Origin of the sequence: Spirillospora sp. NPDC048911 (assembly GCF_043198015.1) — a bacterium.
GTDB lineage: Bacteria > Actinomycetota > Actinomycetes > Streptosporangiales > Streptosporangiaceae > Spirillospora.
On record NZ_JBICUD010000010.1, the window covers coordinates 21,546 to 38,599 of the forward strand.

At 69.0% G+C, this 17,054-nt stretch carries 16 protein-coding genes and 1 pseudogene; 7 read left to right on the plus strand and 10 right to left on the minus strand.

Annotated elements, in window-relative coordinates:
• Positions 1-332: 332 nt before the first annotated feature.
• Together ACGFNU_RS36910 and ACGFNU_RS36915 are read right to left on the minus strand one after the other, a co-directional pair.
• Positions 333-1,007: a hypothetical protein gene (locus tag ACGFNU_RS36910; RefSeq protein WP_392601227.1), complete on the minus strand. Its 675-nt coding sequence runs from the start codon at positions 1,005-1,007 to the stop codon at positions 333-335.
• Between the two features lie 20 nt (positions 1,008-1,027).
• Positions 1,028-1,615, minus strand: coding sequence for a hypothetical protein (locus ACGFNU_RS36915; protein WP_392601228.1), 588 nt, complete (start codon positions 1,613-1,615; stop codon positions 1,028-1,030).
• Between the two features lie 234 nt (positions 1,616-1,849).
• Here ACGFNU_RS36915 and ACGFNU_RS36920 point away from each other — a divergent pair, with 234 nt between their 5' ends.
• Positions 1,850-4,192: a WD40 repeat domain-containing protein gene (locus ACGFNU_RS36920; RefSeq protein WP_392601229.1), complete on the plus strand. Its 2,343-nt coding sequence runs from the start codon at positions 1,850-1,852 to the stop codon at positions 4,190-4,192.
• A 136-nt stretch (positions 4,193-4,328) separates the two neighbouring features.
• Positions 4,329-4,694 carry a hypothetical protein gene (locus tag ACGFNU_RS36925; RefSeq protein ID WP_392601230.1) on the plus strand — a complete coding sequence of 122 codons (366 nt, stop codon included), beginning with the start codon at positions 4,329-4,331 and terminating at the stop codon, positions 4,692-4,694.
• 54 nt (positions 4,695-4,748) lie between these two features.
• Here ACGFNU_RS36925 and ACGFNU_RS36930 read toward each other — a convergent pair whose 3' ends face one another.
• Positions 4,749-5,759, minus strand: a complete 1,011-nt coding sequence (locus ACGFNU_RS36930) for a BtrH N-terminal domain-containing protein (RefSeq protein ID WP_392601231.1) — start codon at positions 5,757-5,759, stop codon at positions 4,749-4,751.
• Positions 5,760-5,872: 113 nt separating this feature from the next.
• On the opposite strand from ACGFNU_RS36930, the pseudogene lexA reads away from it, so the two are divergent.
• Positions 5,873-6,528: pseudogene (gene lexA, locus ACGFNU_RS36935) on the plus strand (transcriptional repressor LexA).
• A 59-nt stretch (positions 6,529-6,587) separates the two neighbouring features.
• Here lexA and ACGFNU_RS36940 read toward each other — a convergent pair.
• Complete coding sequence (locus ACGFNU_RS36940) at positions 6,588-7,415, minus strand: helix-turn-helix transcriptional regulator (protein WP_392601232.1); 828 nt, start codon at positions 7,413-7,415, stop codon at positions 6,588-6,590.
• Between the two features lie 102 nt (positions 7,416-7,517).
• Between ACGFNU_RS36940 and ACGFNU_RS36945 the strand changes: the two genes are divergently transcribed.
• Entirely contained in the window at positions 7,518-8,264 is a 747-nt protein-coding gene (locus ACGFNU_RS36945) for an SDR family oxidoreductase (protein WP_392601233.1), read from the plus strand.
• Between the two features lie 9 nt (positions 8,265-8,273).
• Entirely contained in the window at positions 8,274-9,032 is a 759-nt protein-coding gene (locus ACGFNU_RS36950) for an SDR family NAD(P)-dependent oxidoreductase (RefSeq protein WP_392601234.1), read from the plus strand.
• Between the two features lie 37 nt (positions 9,033-9,069).
• Here ACGFNU_RS36950 and ACGFNU_RS36955 read toward each other — a convergent pair whose 3' ends face one another.
• The 4 genes from ACGFNU_RS36955 to ACGFNU_RS36970 form a co-directional block, all read right to left on the minus strand.
• A complete protein-coding gene (locus ACGFNU_RS36955; RefSeq protein WP_392601668.1) occupies positions 9,070-9,519 on the minus strand; it encodes an RNA polymerase sigma factor in 450 nt (149 codons plus the stop codon).
• A 392-nt stretch (positions 9,520-9,911) separates the two neighbouring features.
• Entirely contained in the window at positions 9,912-10,136 is a 225-nt protein-coding gene (locus ACGFNU_RS36960; RefSeq protein WP_392601235.1) for a hypothetical protein, read from the minus strand.
• Positions 10,133-10,588, minus strand: coding sequence for a hypothetical protein (locus ACGFNU_RS36965; protein ID WP_392601236.1), 456 nt, complete (start codon positions 10,586-10,588; stop codon positions 10,133-10,135). Before ACGFNU_RS36965 ends, ACGFNU_RS36960 begins: the two co-directional genes overlap by 4 nt.
• 167 nt (positions 10,589-10,755) lie before the next feature.
• Positions 10,756-11,604, minus strand: a complete 849-nt coding sequence (locus ACGFNU_RS36970; protein WP_392601237.1) for a hypothetical protein — start codon at positions 11,602-11,604, stop codon at positions 10,756-10,758.
• 198 nt (positions 11,605-11,802) lie between these two features.
• Between ACGFNU_RS36970 and pafA the strand changes: the two genes are divergently transcribed.
• A complete protein-coding gene (pafA, locus tag ACGFNU_RS36975) occupies positions 11,803-13,161 on the plus strand; it encodes a Pup--protein ligase (protein ID WP_392601238.1) in 1,359 nt (452 codons plus the stop codon).
• A 95-nt stretch (positions 13,162-13,256) separates the two neighbouring features.
• Here the strand turns inward: pafA and ACGFNU_RS36980 are convergent, their stop codons facing one another.
• Both ACGFNU_RS36980 and ACGFNU_RS36985 read right to left on the minus strand, forming a co-directional pair.
• Positions 13,257-14,819, minus strand: a complete 1,563-nt coding sequence (locus ACGFNU_RS36980) for a cellulase family glycosylhydrolase (RefSeq protein ID WP_392601239.1) — start codon at positions 14,817-14,819, stop codon at positions 13,257-13,259.
• A 579-nt stretch (positions 14,820-15,398) separates the two neighbouring features.
• Positions 15,399-15,905, minus strand: a complete 507-nt coding sequence (locus ACGFNU_RS36985; RefSeq protein WP_392601240.1) for a hypothetical protein — start codon at positions 15,903-15,905, stop codon at positions 15,399-15,401.
• 397 nt (positions 15,906-16,302) lie between these two features.
• Between ACGFNU_RS36985 and ACGFNU_RS36990 the strand changes: the two genes are divergently transcribed.
• Positions 16,303-16,878, plus strand: coding sequence for a transposase (locus ACGFNU_RS36990; protein ID WP_392601241.1), 576 nt, complete (start codon positions 16,303-16,305; stop codon positions 16,876-16,878).
• Positions 16,879-17,054 lie beyond the last annotated feature (176 nt).

Here is a 17,054-nt window from a genome sequence, read left to right on the forward strand (position 1 = left end):
AGCATGTCGGCCGGGAACCGGATCAGCGTCTCACCTTCCGGTACGGTCTCTGGTTCGCCGATCCCACCAGAGGGTCGGGCTCTGTCCATCGGGGCTGCCACCCCACTTACCGAGGTACTCGTACCGGTCGTCGTCCATGATCGCCTCCTGGCCGCGTTCACGTCTCGTTGACTGACTCTCACTGTGCGTGCACATGGCGGTCAAGCGGTTCAGGAGCCAAGGCTGAGTTCGGTCTGGCCGATCGGGCGCCGGCGGACGGTCAGCCGCTGCTGGAAAGTGGCGACGGCCGGCCCTTGGGTTGAGGGGCCGGCCGTCGTTGTCTTGCGGGGTTGCTATTTGAAGGTGGCGGAGAGCTGGGTGACGGTTTTGGCGTGTTTCCAGCCGGGGGGCAGGTCGGAGGGCTTGGTGCCGACGCCGAACATTTGGGTGTCGGTGCGGCCTTGGAGCCAGATGCCGTCGGTGTAGGGCGCGTACAGGGGTGCGGCGGCTGGGATGTTCGCGGGGCGGATGACGGTTTCGTCGGGGGAGGGGCGCCAGTTGGTGATGTCGTCGAGGACGGCGACGACCTTGGCTTGGGGGTTGAGCGCGGTGAGTTTGGCGGGGGAGGTGGTGCCGTCGGTGTAGACCGAGACGTAGACCTTTCCGTCCTTGACCTTGCGCGCGTCGCCGTCCAGCACCTTGTTGACGTTGACGACGAAGGTGACGTAGGCGTCCTGCTCGGGGCTTGCCTGGGCCGGGTTCGTGGCGGCGAGTTTGATCCCGTTCTCCACCTTGGTCAGCGTTCCCTCGACGATGAGGTCGGCCTTCTTCCTGGCGTCGGCCGGGGACGTCAGCGGGTCGTAGTCGACGTGGACGTTCTGGCCGGCCAGGTCGGTCAGCTCGCGCACCGAGCTGGCGTCGCTCGTGCCGCTCACGGCGGTGGTCGCGCTGTCGGCGCCGCCGCAGGCGGTCGCCGTGAACGCGAGGGCGAGCGCGGCGGCGGACATGACGACGATGTTCGTCTTCATCTTGGGGTCTCCCGCTCGGCTCAGTAGGACGAGTTGATGTGGCCGCGGTCGTGGGCGGTGAAGCTGCGCCAGACGATGGCGCGGCTGGGGACCTCGCCCTCGAACATGGCGCACTCGTGCGAGCCGGTGGCGTGGTGTTTGAAGCCGATGGTGTGGCCGATCTCGTGCAGGGCCGTCTTGCGGTAGTCGTACCAGTCGTCGGTTCCCTCAGCGAGTTTGGGGAAGTCCATGTAGACGGTGTTGCTGTCGCACCTGGGACCACTGAGCCTTGTGCATGTGGTCCGCCCGCGCAGGCCCGCTTCCAGGTTCTTGGTGCGCCAGACCACGTCGGTCTGGATCGTGCAGCTCTCGGACGAGGCGGACATGTCCGTGGTGTTGGCCAGCCGGTTCATGCCCCAGACGACGGACGTCCTGCGATTGGTCGTCCAGCCGCCGCCGGTGATGCAGTAGGTGTGGGTGGCGTTGTCGGCCATCCGCTTCTCGGGCCACGGGGTCGCCTGCGCCTGGGCTTGAACGGCCACGAGGGCGCCGGAGGCGACGGCCGCGACCGTGAGGATCCGCAGCGCGCCATGAACGCGGCGCCTCGGGTTTTCGAGGGGAGGGGTCATCTCATCATCTCGTTCGCTTAGGGGAGGGCCCACCGAGGCCCTGACAAGGAGCTAAGCCGTTCACCGGGCGGTGACGAAAGATGCCCTGGCACTACGTGGATCTAGTGCCCTGGACCTATGTTGATCTACATTGTAAAGGCCGCGGGCCGGATGGCTATGTTCAGCGAAGCCGACCAAACTCCTCCACCAAGATCACTAGGCTCTGGTCGAACTCGATGAGGAGGCGCGGCGACAATGACACTGGACCTTGCGTTGCTGAACGAGGACGGTCCGGCAATGTTGCGCGGCGCGCTGGACGGCTCGTGGCCGCCGGCCCTGCTGCGGGCCTTCCGCCGGGCGTTTCCGCGGCTCCGTGAGCTGCCCGGTTCCGAACGACTGGAGTTCCTGCGCGCGACCGCCGCGGCCGAAGAGCCCGAGGCCATGGCGGTCTTGGACGTCGCGGCGCCGGGGGAGTGGAAGGTGGCGTGGGAAGCGGAGAAGCCTTCGGCCTTTCACGTGTGCGTGGCCCGGCACGATGGCCCGGTACGGGCGGTGGCGGTCGGCGAGTTCGAGGGCCGTCTGCTGGTGGCCAGCGGGGGCGATGACCGTGTGGTGCGGGTCCGTGACGTGTTCGGCCAGCCGGTGGCGGACCTGGAGGGCCACGCGGCGAGCGTCACGGCGTTGGCGTTCGGCGTGGTGGACGGCCGTCCGGTGCTCGCCGGAGGCGATCACGACGGCACGATCCGCACCTGGGACGCGGTCACCGGAGCGAGCGGGTTCACCTGCGACACGTCCGCCGGCCACCCGGCGGCCCTGGCCTTCGTCGAGGATCAGGACGGAAGGTCACTGATCGCCGTGGCGATCGGATACGTCGACGTCGAGGGCAGCCACGACCCCGTCCGCGACCGCGACGGTGACATCTGGGGCCGTGAAGGGCGCGTCGACCTGCTGGACGCGATCACCGGCGAGCTCGTGCGCGAGCTACGCGGAGGCCAGGGGAGTTCCATGTCGAAGGGCATGCTCGATCTCGCCGTGGCCAAGGTGGGCGAGCGAACGCTGCTGGCCGCTTTGAGCTTCTCCACGCTGTACGTGTGGGACATCGACACGGGCGAGCAGTGGGGGAGTGCCGAGCTGGGCGAAGACTGGGCCGAAGTGAACGAGGAGTGGGAGAGCTTCTTCGTTCCGGAGGGGTTCGCTCCGCCTCTGCTCGTGAGCGAGGGGGAGGAGGGGCCCGAGGTCGGCGTGGTGGTCATCTCGCTCGGGGGACGCGACTTCGACGAGGTCAGCCGCACTGTCGTCCATCTGGACCTGGCAGATCTCGACGAGAAGACCCTCGGTGAGGAGTTCGAGCACGGTCAAGGGCCGGTGGCGATGACGTCCCATGACGGGCAGGCCGTGATCCTCGCGGCGAACCGCACCGAATCCGACGACGAGAATCCCGCGCGCACGAACGCGGTGATCAGTCTCCCGGATGACGAAGCGGAGGTGCATCTGGACGCGGATACCCGGCTCGTCACGTCCGCCGCGTTCGGAAGCCTGGAGGGACTTCTCCACCTGGCCACGGCCGGTCTCGACGGGACCGTGCAACTCTGGGACGCGCAGACGCCTCACGAGAAGCGGAACTCCGGCCACGGCGGGACGGGCCTGGCGTTGCTCACCACTGAGCAGGACACGCCGATCCTGGCCGTCGGCTTGTACGGCGACACCCTGATCCTGCTGGACGCGGCGAGCGGAAAGACGCTCAAAGAAGTGGGTTGCTGTTCTTACAACGGTGACCACGACTGCGACGTCTTCTCCTGGGCCGACCACTGTTGCCGAGGGTTGGCGGCTGGTCACGTGGCCGGTGAGCCGTACCTGGCGAGCAGTGGCTGTGCCGACGGCACCATGCTGTGGCAGCCGCTGCGCGAGCGACCGGAGGTCGCGCGGCAGAACGGCACCGCGGGCGAGGTCACGTTCGGCGGGTCGGCCTGCTCGTCCGCCGCCCTGGCCTTCGGCGAGGTCGACGGCAGGGTGCTGCTGGCAGCCGGTGCCGAGGTCCGGGATCCGGTCACGCAGGAACGGGTGACCACGCTGCCAGATCCCGGGTTCCTGCTGAGCGAGAGCACCTTCGGCGCAGCAGGTGACCAGCCGGTGCTGGCGACCCGGCGCGAGAACACGGCGAGCCTCTGGAACCCGCTGACCGCCGAGCGCCTCCGCACGTTCGACGTGGACAGCACCGGCACCGGCACCGGCACCGGCACCGGCGCGGGCCTGGCCATCGGCCGGATCGCCGGCCGCGACGTGCTCGCCGTCGGCAGCGGAAAACATGTGCACCTGTGGAACGCCGCCACCGGCGAACGCCTGGAGGGAATCCCGCACATCTCGACCGTCACCTGCCTGACGCTGGTCGATCACGGTGATGAGGCCCTGATGGTGACCGGGACGGAAGACGGCACCGTGACACTGTGGGACGCAGACTCCCGCCGCCGTCTCGCCGTCCTTGGCGCGTTCGCCCGTCCGGTAGGTTCCGTCGCCGCCACGACCATCGACGGGGACCTGCACGTCTACGGCCAGTCGACCTACGACCGCGTGATCGCCTGGCGAGTCGACACCCCCTGAGCCCTGCGTCCCGGCGTGGCCGAAGCCGGCGGGCACACGTGATCCTGCCTCGGTGGAACGCGAGCCGCATGGATACCGTCTTACGCCGTGATGCGCGAGCGAAGATCACCAATGAGCAGGCGACCCGTTTCATGCCATGGCCGTCATCGGAACGGCACTCCTCATGGCCCTCGCCGTGCTCGACGCGAAGTCCGGTGCCGAAAGAACGCGAATCACCCTGTCCGAAGGCGGAGCCATCAAGTGCGACGTCTCCGATCCGACGCTCTGCGCGAACCTCATCGTCGAAGGCGGCGTCCTCTTCACCAAGCCGAGCACCATGGACAGCACCGGCAAGGCGTCGATCGTCGCATTCGACCTCGCGACTGGGCGGCCCAAATGGATGCCCTCCGGCAAGGACACCGACTTCCTGAGGCCGGTCGGCTTCGAGGACGGACGGCTGCTGGTCCTGGACGACCTGGTCACCAAGCCCGGCGACGCGGCACTTCTGGTCATGGAAGGCTGACCGCAGACTCCCGGCCACGAGAGGTGGCCGATAAGGCCGGGAAGGCCACCCCCGTCAGGGCTTGGCCGCCAGGCGGCTCAGCGCCCGCATGGCCTCGCGCTCGATCCGGGCAAGATCACCGAGGGTGGTGCCCGCCTGTTCGAGGCATTGCGCGTCGCCCGATTCACCGGCCTTGGTGATCAGCGCCGCGACGTCCGTCCACAGGGCGGCCGCCTCGACGTACAGGCCGTGGCCGGTGCGCAGGTGGCTTCCGTCGACCGGCAGGTCGCCGCTGTCGACGAGTTGGACGCATTCGGCGAGGAAGTCACGGTAGAGGTTGCGGAACAGGGCGCCGCCGGTGCCCGCCTTCTCCATCAGGAGGGCGGCTTGCGGCAGGTCCCGCCGCGGGTCGTCGGTGCGCTGGAGCCAGGTGCGGACGAGCTTGCCGGCCTTCTCGACGCCTCGGTGGCCGAGGTTGGCGATCGGCGGGTTGAGGAAGGCATCGGCGCACGCGGTGATCGCGGGAACGACCTGATCGTGGGGTGAGGGCAGGTCTTTCGAAGCGGTGAGGGTGAACGATCGGTGCTTGGCGGTCATGGGTCCGCGCGCGGCTCTGGCCTGGGCGAGGCTGGCCAGGCTGGTGGTCACCGCTCCGCCTTGCTGGCCGGTGTCCACCAGGTGGACGTCGTGGTCGTCGTAGCCGTACATGGCGACGACGTGCCCGCCGAAGTGCACCTTCGAGGTGAAGTAGTCCAGGTAGTAACTGTCGAGCTGCAGCCCGACGGGCCGCCCGGCGTCGATGGGGCCCGCCACGTTCTCCCAGGCCTTGCGGGGCGAGGTGGTCTCCTGGACCGCGAGCTCCAGCCGCAGCGCGCCGGCCAGGTTTCTGGTGAGCTCGAACGGTTTGACCCGTCCTCCGAGGAAGGGGAAGCCCATGTTCTTGGCGTCCCAGTAGATGAAGGACAGGCCGGAGCCGAGGCCGAAGAGCATGGGCTCGGACAGGTCGAGTCCTTGATGCCGCAGCAGCACGCCCAGCGCCGTCGTCTCGCAGTGCTGCAGACCGCGCGCCTCGATGTCTATGGTCATGCCCTGCTCTCCTTGACGGGAACGTGACGCGACGAGCTGTCGCACGCCGTCATGATGGACTCTCCCATTGGGGGAGAGTCCAACGGCGCGTTGGCGGCCCTACACTCCTGTAGGTGATCGATGATCGTGATGTGTTCGAGGGCCTGGACACCTCCACCTTGTCCCCACGCCAGCAGCGGATCCTGGTCACGATCCGGGACTGGGTGGTGAAGCACGGGTATCCGCCGAGCACGCGCCAGATCGGCGACGCCGTGGGCCTGCGGTCGACGTCGTCGGTGTCCCGGCATCTGGCCAGCCTGGAAGAGCAGGGTTCCTGCGCCGGGGAGCCGCGATGACCCGGCCGATCGACGTGCGGATGTTCCTGCGCGAAGACCAGGCCCCGGAGCACGCCGACGCCCTGGTGACCGTGCCCGTGGTCGGCCAGATCGCCGCCGGCACTCCCATCTCCGCCGAAGAACACGTCGACGACATGTTGTCGCTGCCCCGCGAGCTCACCGGCCGCGGCACCGTCTTCGCTCTGCGCGTCCGCGGCGACTCGATGGTCGACGCCGCGATCTGCGACGGCGACATGGTCGTGGTCCGGCAGCAGCCCGAGGCGCACTCGGGCCAGATCGTCGCCGCGATGATCGACGACGAGGCCACCGTGAAGGTGTACCGGCGCCGCGGCGGCCACGTCCTCCTCGAACCCCGCAACCCGGCCTACGACGTCATCGACGGCGACAACGCGGTCATCCTGGGCGTCGTGGTCTCCGTCCTCCGCAGCGTCTGACACCTGAACGCGGGCGGGGGAGTGGGGCGGTTCTCAGGCGGTCAGCGGTTCTCGGGCGGTCAGGGGTGCTGGGATGAGGTGGCGGCCAGGGAGCCCAGGAGCATGAGGGCCTGGCTGCTCGCCGAGCCCGGCTCGGCGTGGTAGACGACGAGTTCCTGGCCGGGGCTGGAGCGGACGTCGAACGTCTGCATCGACAGCGTCAGCGGCCCGACCTGGCGGTGGTCGAAACGTTTGCTCTCCAGCGCCTTGCCGCGCGCGTCGTGCCGGGCCCATAGGCGGGCGAACTCGGGGCTGCGTTCCAGCAGTTCGGTGAGCACCTGCCGGATCCGCGGGTCGTCGGGCGCCTCGCCGTAGCCGAGCCGGAAACCGGCCACCGAGTTGCGCGCGACGTCGTGCCAGTCGCGGTAGAAGCTCCGCGCGGCGGGGTCGGTGAACACGATCCGCATGAGGTTGTGCGAGTGCGGCCAGTCGCTGAAGAGCGCGTCGGCGATCGCGTTCGAGGCGAGGACGTCGTAGGCGCGGTTGTAGACGATGGCCGGGTTGCTCGGCCAGGCGGTCATGAGCTGCAGCAGGTTCGGGTCGACGCGGTCGGTGACGGCGGCGGACCGGGCGCGCGGCCCGAGCCCGGCCAGGCGGAACAGGTGCGCGCGGCCGTCCTCGGGCAGGCGCAGCGCGACGGCCAGGGCCTCGATCACCTGCGCCGAAGGGGAGCGTTCCCGGCCCTGCTCCAGCCGGACGTAGTAGTCGGCGCTGACTCCGGCCAGCGCCGCCACCTCCTCGCGCCGCAGGCCGGGGACCCTGCGGTGCCCCGTGCTGGGCAGCCCGGCCTGCTCCGGTGTGACCTGCGCACGCCGGGCCCTGAGGTAGTCGCCGAGATCAGATGACATACGTCCCATGCTAGGTCGCAGGTCAGCGGTCTTCCTGGGTGCGCTGCTCCCAGGAGGACCGCGCCCTTCCCCGTGCCGGCCGGCGCGGCCAGGGTCGGAGTCATGGCAACGAACGAACGCAAGATCGTCCTGGTGACGGGGGCCAGCAGCGGCATCGGCGAGGCGATCGCCGTCCGGCTCGTCCGCGAAGGACACCACGTGGTGGCGGGTGCCCGGCGGATCGACCGCCTGCGGGCACTGGCCGAACGCACCGCGCCCGACGCCGCCCGCTCCGGCGGCGGCCTGCACCCGGTGCGGCTGGACGTGACCGGCCGCGCGGACGTCGCCGCCTTCGTGGAGGAGGCCCGCGACCGCTTCGGCCGGGTCGACGTCCTGGTGAGCAACGCCGGGGTCATGCCGCTGTCGCGGCTGGACTCCCTGCTGGCCGACGAGTGGGACCGGATGATCGACGTGAACGTCCGCGGGCTGCTGCACGGCGTCGCCGCGGCGCTGCCGGTGTTCACCGCGCAGGGCGGGGGCCACTTCGTCACGGTCGCGAGCATCGGCGCGCACCAGGTCGTGCCGGCCAGCGCCGTCTACTCCGGCACCAAGTACGCCGCCTGGGCGATCACCGAGGGCCTGCGCCAGGAGTCCGACCCGTCCATCCGCGTCACGACCATCTCGCCCGGCGTCGTCACCTCCGAACTCGCCGACTCCATCACCGACCCCGGCGCCGCGGAGGCCATGCGCACCTACCGGGCGAACGCCATCGAACCGGACGCCGTCGCCGGAGCTCTCTCCTACGCCATCGCGCAACCCGCCGACGTCGACGTCAACGAGATCATCCTGCGCCCCGCCCGCCAACGCTGAAAGGAAATCATGACCACCCCCTCCTCCTGGGACCTGACCGGACGCGTCGCCGTCATCACCGGCGCCGCCCGCGGCATCGGCCACGCCACGGCCCTGCTGCTGCGCGAACGCGGCGCCCGGCTCGTCGTCACCGACCGCTCCGACACCGTCGAGAAACTCGCCGCCCGCGACCCCGCCAACATCGCCGCGCTGGTCGGCGACGTGGCCGACGAGGACCTCGCGCGCTCGACCATGCGGCTCGCCACCGACCGCTTCGGCCGGCTCGACATCCTGGTCAACAACGCGGGCCGCACCCTGAACAAGCCGATCACCGAGACCACCGTCGAGGACTTCGAGGCGATCCTGCGCGTCAACGCCCGCGGCAACTTCGTCCAGGCGCGCGAGGCCTTCGCCGTCATGGAGGCCGGTGGCGGCGGCGCGATCGTGTCGATCGCGTCGGTCTCCTCGGTCGTCGCCTTCGAGACGCAGACGGCGTACGCCGCGTCCAAGGGAGCCCTGGCCCAGATGACGCGGGTGCTCGCGATCGAGGGCGGCCCGAAGGGCATCCGCTCCAACGCCGTCCTGCCCGGCGTGATCGACACCGACATCATGGAGGGCGTCGTCGACAACGGCCGCGAGATGCTCGCCTCCTTCGGCCCGGCCCACCCGATCGGCCGGATCGGACGGCCGCAGGAGGTCGCCGAGACCGTCGCCTTCCTGGTCTCCGACGCGTCCAGCTTCATGACCGGCGCCCTCGTACCCGTGGACGGCGGCTGGACCGCCCAATAACCACCCCCGTTCTGGGCGTGCGGAGGGCCGCGTGGTGTCAGGGGAGCCACGCGGCCCTCGCCGGCCGATCGGTCAGCCGCCGGATGCGGCCGGGCAGGAGTGTCCGGACGTGGACACCCCCGCCGGGAGAGCGTCGACGACCGCGATCTTGGACATGGCGACGTTCGCGATGAGGGTGCCGGGGGGCGGGGTGTCGCCGGGATCCGTCGACACGCCGCGCCAGCCCAGGAAGCGGTAGGACTTCGCGTCGAAGATCAGTTCGTCGCGCTCGCCGGGCCGGGCGTCGAAAGGCCACCAGGAACGTCTCGGCGACGATGTCGTCGGCCTCACCGTCCCCGAGCCTGCGCGCCGCGTACCGATGCAGCTGCGGGCCGTACCGGTCGAACAGCACGGCGAACCGCTCCGGCTCCCGCCGCGACCGCTCGATGACGTCGGCGTCACTGCCGGGCGAGGCCTCCGCCTCCGCCTCCGCGGCGGCGGCCATCATGGTGCCCTTCACATACCGGCCCTCCTTGATCGCTGGCAACAACACCCCTCTTTGCCAGCCGACCCCAAGAAGGTTCACGCTCACCGCTCTCCACCCCGGACGGCGCCGGCGATGCGTCCCCAGCCTGCCAGGAGGCACGAGCGTCCACACGTACACGCCGAGCGTCGTGCACGGGGTGGTGCCTGCGCGGCGATCGCGGCGCAGGCACCACCCGTTCTGCCCGGCTCGGCGTGCCCGGCCGGTGGACGTGGCCGACCGGGTCAGGTCGCCACGGCGCCCAGGTAGGCGGTCTGGCGGGCTCCGTAGCCGTACGGGCCGTTGTGACCGCTCACGAGGACCCGGACTCTGCCGCCGGCCTGCCGGTCGTGGGGAGGAGAGGGCGATCGCCGGTGTCAGCCTCCCAGCAGCGAGTCGACGGAGGCGCCTGCTCCTCCCGTCGCGGCCTGGACGGTGGAGTTGGCGGTGCCGGTGAGCTGGCTGACCGGGCTCGGCTCGCGCGGCGTCTGCTGGGACGGGGAGGACTGCCGGGACCCGGACCCGGACCCGGATCCAGACCCGGAGCCGGACTCGGCGGCCGGAGCCTGGGCCAGGAACGCGGCGCGTCGTGCGGCGGTCAATCGAGGTCGACCTTCAGATTCGCCATGACGCCGACGGTCATGGCGCATATGTCGAAGGCGAGCGTCACATCTCCCGAGACCGATCCGAAATGGTGGGCGTAGTAGTGGTGGTAGCTCACCGCCTCCCACGCTCCGTAAGGGCGCGCCTTCAGCGGCCTGCGACCACCGTCCGCCCACTGCTCGCCGATGGGCAACCACGCGTCTTTCTCATTCTCGGCGACCACCTGGAACGGGCGTCCGTTGTAGGTGAGCGTCCACCATGTCACCTCGGCGTCATCCCAGCCCGGCCCCTGCGACTCCAGCGTCGTGCGGAACTCCGCCATGATGACGCTCTTGTCCGTGAGAACGGCGAAGGGAACATCTCCTCGTCTCACTTCGCGGCCACTGCCGGAACCGGCGTCCTCACCAGGCTCATTCATGTTCTGGAACCTAAGGGCGGCCCACCCCGGCATCTGCGGACCATGACACATTCGCACTGAGAGCGCGGTCTCACCGGTCTCCCAACCGCACCGGAGCCAGGACGCGCCCGCGCCGTCGCCCAACCAGCGCACCCGCGCGCAGATGGCCGCGGCCCGACCGCATGGTGCCGGTCGGGCCGCGGACAGCAGAGCGCCGGGCTCTAGGTGATGACCTCGGTGACCTCACAGCCGACGAAGGTGTCGGCCGGTTCCAGCAGGCCGCGAAGGTCGGCGGTGCAGTGGTCGTTCCCGGCGCCGCCGTTGAGGGTGCCCCCGCCACGGCCGGTGAGCTGGTCGTTCCCGCCCAGCCCCTGGATCTGGTCGTGGCCCCCGTTGGCGTTGATGACGTTTGGGCCCGAGTTGCCGGTCAGCACGTCGTCGCGGATCGTCCCCTCGAGGTTCTCCACGTCGGCGGCGATGGTGTCGCGGGCTCCGGCCGGACCGTCGTCGGCACTGCCGTCGTCGCCGGTCGCGTCGTCGAGATCGGCCCGCACGGCGACGCGGGCCGCCGTCTCGCTGTACGCGGCGGTGTCGGAGCCCGCCCCGCCGGACATCACGTCCGCGCCGAATCCGCCGTCCAGCGAATCGTCCCCAGATCCGCCCAGCAGCCGGTCGTCGCCCGTGCCGCCGAGCAGCCGCGCGGGCAGAGCCGTCGCCGTGGAGATCACGTCATTGCCGTCGAGCCCGCGGACGCGGATGTAGTTGAGGTTCGACGAGGGGCAGTGCGCCTCGTGCTCGCTCACCATGGTGCATCCATCGCCCGCGGTGAACGTGGCGGTGGCGTCCCTGAGCGTGAGGAACCCGGCTCCCACGGTGACGCTGATCTGGTCGTTCACGCCCACCGGCGCGTCGTACCGGAGAACGCCCGCGCCCGTTCGCACCACACCCGGCTTGCAGTCGCCGTAGCACGGCGACGCCGAGGCCGACTGCACGGAGTACAGCCCGGGCAGCGCCACCAGCGCCACCGCAGCTCCCAGGACCCGTAACGATCGACGTCGAGGACTGGACATGAAGACTCCTCCTCTTCGGAAGAACGACCGGCGATACCGGCCGCTGCGGGGGAGTTGGTGTCGACAGTCATCACGGACGACGTCACCGGCCGGTTCAACGTTCAACCGGATGCCCGCGCGCCGCACCGCTTGGGCGCGGCGGTCGAACAGAGGCTCCAGGGGCTGTCAACCGGGCGTCGGGCCGCATACGCTCGCGGTGTGGACAGGCGCATTTTCGGGCTTGAGAACGAGTACGGCGTCACCTGTACCTTCCGCGGTCAGCGGCGGTTGTCACCCGATGAGGTGGCGCGCTATCTGTTCCGGCGAGTGGTGTCGTGGGGCCGTAGCAGCAACGTGTTCCTGCGCAACGGCGCCCGGCTGTACTTGGACGTGGGAAGCCACCCCGAGTACGCCACGCCCGAGTGCGACAACGTCGTGGAGTTGGTGACGCACGACAAGGCGGGCGAGCGGATCCTGGAGGGCCTGCTGGTCGACGCCGAGAAGCGGCTGCGCGAGGAGGGCATCGCGGGCGACGTCTACCTGTTCAAGAACAACACCGACTCGGCCGGCAACTCCTACGGCTGTCACGAGAACTATTGCGTCGGCCGCCACGGCGAGTTCGGCCGCCTAGCCGACGCGCTGATCCCGTACCTGGTGACCCGTCAGATCATCTGTGGTGCGGGCAAGGTGCTGCAGACTCCCCGCGGCGCGGTCTACTGCGTCTCCCAGCGTGCCGAGCACATCTGGGAGGGGGTCTCCTCGGCCACCACGCGGTCGCGGCCGATCATCAATACCCGGGACGAGCCGCACGGTGATGCCGAGCGGTTCCGGCGGCTGCACGTGATCGTGGGCGACTCGAACATGAGTGAGACCACGATGCTGCTGAAGGTCGGCGCCACCGACCTGGTACTGCGCATGATCGAGGCCGGCGTGGTGATGCGTGACCTGACCCTCGAAAACCCCATCCGCGCGATCCGTGAGGTCAGCCATGACATGACCGGCCGCCGTAAGGTGCGGCTGGCCAACGGCCGTGAGGCCAGTTCGCTGGAGATCCAGAAAGAGTACTTCGGCAAGGCCAAGGACTTCCTGGATCGCCGTGGCGGTGACGACGTTGCGATGCGGGTTCTGGACCTGTGGGAGCGGACGCTGCGCGCGGTGGAGACCGGCGACCTCGACCTGGTCGCGCGGGAGATCGACTGGGTGACCAAGTACCAGTTGATCGAGCGGTACCGGCGCAAGTACAACCTGCCGCTGTCTTCGCCACGGGTGGCCCAGCTGGACTTGGCCTATCACGACGTGCACCGTGACCGTGGCCTGTACTACCTGCTGGAAAAACGCGGCTCGGTCGAACGGGTCGCCAAAGACCTGGAAATCTTCGAGGCCAAATCGGTCCCGCCCCAGACCACCCGGGCCCGGTTGCGCGGCGAGTTCATCCGCAAAGCCCAAGAGAAACGCCGCGACTTCACCGTCGACTGGGTCCACCTCAAACTCAACGACCAGGCCCAGCGCACCGTCCTGTGCAAGGACCCGTTCCGCTCCGTCGACGAACGCGTCGACAAGCTCATCGCCAGCATGTGACACGGGGGCGCCGCCCGCCCGACGCCACGGTCGCGACGTCGCACGGCTCGGAGCAGTCTGCGAACCATCACAAGGGCTCGCGCGGCGCGGGTGGGTCAGGCGCAGGAGGGGTTGGTGGGTTGGCTGGTGGACGGGCCGTTGGTGGTGAAGCCGAAGGTGGCGGACTGGCCCGCGGCGAGCTTCGGGGACCAGCTCGGGGCCTTGGCCGTCCAGGTGGTGCCGGACTGGGTGACGGTGGCGCTCCAGCCGTTGTCGAGCGTCACGCCGGAGGGGAACGACCACGTCGCCGTCCAGTCGTCGATGGCCGAGGAGCCGGTGTTGGTGAGCGTGACCTCCGCCTGGAAGCCGCCCTGCCAGGAGCTGGTGACCTTGTAGGAGAAGGAGCAGGCCGCGGGCCCGGGGGAGGTGGGCGGGGTGCCGCCGCCCACGGGCGGGATCAGGTACGGCTGGATGATGCTCTGCTTGGCCTGGTTGACCGTCGTCCAGTCGTCCAGCACGATGCCGCCGGTGTCGCCGGAGTTGGGATTCCACGACCAGTAGGTGAACGACATGCCGTTCACCCCGGTGCCCAGGTACTTCAGCAGCTCCTGGAGCCAGATCTTGTCGGTGTTCGACGCCAGCGTCGTGCCGAACTCGCCCAGCATGATCGGGGCGATGTTCTGCTTGTAGAGGTAGCCCCAGTACTTGTCCCAGATGCCCGGCATGTTGGCCGGATAGCTCGGGTCGTCGAACCAGGACTGGTGATAGACGGAGGTGGCGTAGTCGTGCGGCGAGTAGACCAGCCGGTTCGGCACGCTGAGCCGGACGGGGTACTGCCCGGCCTTGGACAGGTTGCCGCCCCACCAGCCGCAGTCCTCGTCGTTGGACGGGTCGCCGTCCCACACGTTCGACAGTCCGCCACTGGGGCAGCTGACGCCCTCCACGAAGATCAGCCAGTTGGCGTTGACCGACAGGACCGCGTTGCCCGCGCGCTCAGCGGCCAGCCGCCAGTCGCGCTCGGGGACGCCGCACCCCCAGCAGGAGCCGGTCGCGTTCGGATTGGTGCCCTCGGCATGCGGCTCGTTGTGCAGGTCGGCGCCGATGACGGCCGGGTTGTTGGCGTAGTGCTGGGCCAGCCACTTCCAGTCGGCGATCCAGGTGCTCTCCGGGGTGGCGGAGTTGTACCAGAGCGCGGTCTGGCCGGCGCTGGTCGGACGGTGCCGGTCGAGGATGATCCGCATGCCCTTGCCGCCCGCGTACGCGACGACCTTGTCGAGGATCTGCATGGGCGTGTTGCCGACCAGGTCCGGGTTGACGTAGTCGTTGATGCCGGTGGCGGTCGCGCCCGGCTTCAGGGCGTCGTCGGAGAACGGAACGCGCAGGGTGTTGTAGCCCAGCGACGCCATCAGGTCGAGCTGCCCCTTCCACGGATTGCTCGACCACAGCCCGTGGAACGTCCTGTTGTCGGTCTCCATGCCGAACCAGTTGATGCCGGTGAGCCGCACGGTCGCGCCGGTACTGTCAACGATCTTGTTGCCGGACGTGTGCAGGTACCCGGTCCCGGTGCCGGGCCCCGCCGCCGCGACCGCCGCGGGCGGAGCCAGGCCGGCGGTCAGCGCGACGATCGCGGCCGCCAGGATCGTCGCCAGCCCTGCGAGGGCCGCTAGAGCTCGTCTCATGCGCATGCCCTTTCGGTGGGAGAAGCCGCCTCATGGTGCTCCCACCGTCCCCCGCCCGGCAACGAAAGCGCCATCCCGCCACCGCTGACCTGGGCACCCGCGTGAAAAATTTCATGGCGACGACAGAGACCAGGTTTCGCAGAACCCGATCAGCACGCCGTCTCGGCGAGGCCGTCCACATCAACCACCGACCCCACGTCGCTGAACGCACACTCAAAGGGCCCCGGCGACCTTGAGTTCTAGGGATCGTCGCAACACGGTTTCCAGATCCGGGAGGACCGACAGCGATCTCGGAGACGAGCGGGCTCGGCTCGCGAGCGCGCGGAATACTCGCGGCTCGTGCGCGAAGGCATGAACGACCGGCGGTCTCGCGAGCCCGTCGGGATGAATCTGCCGTAACCCGTCAGGCAAGCATGTGGGGCACCGCCGATCACCACGGTGGCGCCCCACATGGTCGCTCTCGTTTCCTGCGGGAGGACGAAAGCATCCATCGCCAATCGGCCACGGGAGAAGGCCTCGGCCCACTCGATCGCCGCCGAGTTGGGACGGGCTCCGTCCCGACCGGCCTGACGATCGGAGTCAGCAGCCGTTCTTGTAGCCGCTGGACGCGTCGTCGACCTCGATCGGGTAGCCGGCGAGGCGGATGTCGTACAGCACCCCGTAGGCCTTGAAGATCTTCTTCGTGCTCACCGTGTTGCAAGGGACGGACGCCGTCACGTTGGCCTTGCCCTTGAAGTTGTGGAGCCGCTTCTTGCCGGACGCCAGCATGGAATTCCCGATGATGGCCTTACGGTGCAGGACCGCGTGAATCGAAATGGTGTGCCGCTTCTTGCAGTTCACCGTTGTCTTGGCGTAGAGCCGCCCGTTGTAGACGAACACCTTGGTCGAGAACGGGCAATCGCTCTTGGTGCTCTGGATGCTCGCCGTCCCGTTGTTCTGGACGGTTCGCGGGTTCGCTGCCGCGCTCACAGACGCGGCCTGCGTGGGACTTGAGGACGCCTGGGTCACCGCCGCTACCGACAGGCCCGCGGTCAGCGCGACGCCGGTGCCCGCGATAACCATCTTGGTACGAGTCGAGGTTGCCATGAGGTCTCCTTCGGGGGGAATGAATGCCCTGTAATTCCATGGCAAGGCGGCGTTTCCCTGACAGGGCCGTAGGGCCCCAACGGGGGCCCCAACCGCCTGCCATAGAGCAACACCCATCTCCGAACAAATATGCTCTGCGCGTCTTGTCCGCGGCCGTCATTGTGGGCGCGGTGTTTCCGTCCTCAAGATGATCGGCATGACTCGGAACGGACTGCTCGCAGCACCTGGGCTCCACCGCGGAGATCCTGAAGTACTCGCAGGAGGCCGCGGGCCACGCCGAGCGAGCCATCGAGGCCGGAGCCAAGCGTCGCGCTGTCGACGGCGGCTGAATACTGACCCCCTGTGGGGCGGGCGGGTTCAAGTATTTTGTCGCAACACTCCTGGTATGTGAAGGGGTGTGGAGTTGGGGCGCAGGGGACGCAAGCGGCAGCTGGATGTTGAGGATGCCTACTGGCGTCTGATCCTGGCGGGCGTCGGAACGGTCGAAGCATGTCGTCAGGTCGGGATCACTCGGAAGACGGGCTACCGGTGGCGAGCAGAGCGGGGCGGTGTGCCGCCGGCCCGGCTGGCCGAGGACGCCCGATCGTCCCGGTACCTGTCGTTGCTGGAACGCAAGCGGATCGCGACGTTGCGCGAACGCGGCTTGGGCGTGCGAGAGATCGCTCGGCGACTGGGCCGTGCGCCTTCCACGGTGTCGCGGGAGCTGAAACGGAACATGCGACCGCACGACTACGGCGTCTACGACGCTGACCTGGCCCATGCTCGGGCCCGTGAGACCGGACGACGAGAACGAACCGGCAAGCTCCTCCGCGACGCTGCGTTGCGGAGTCTGGTCCAGGCCAAGCTCGAGCTCGACTGGAGTCCGCAGCAGATCTCCGCGTGGCTGAAGATCGCCTACCCGGAAAGGCCTGGCTGGCATGTCTGCCACGAGACCATCTATCAAGCCGTCTACTACAGCGGGAAAGTGGCCTGAGCAGGGCGCTTACCCAGCGGTTGCGCACCGGCTGACCTTTGCGATGACGCCGCCGCCGCTCTGACCAGCGAGCCGTTCGTTTCCTCGCGCCCGCGACACCGATAGATGCCCGTCCGCCGATCATCGAGCTGCGGACTCGGATCGGCGACTGGGAGGGTGATCTGATCGTCGGCAGG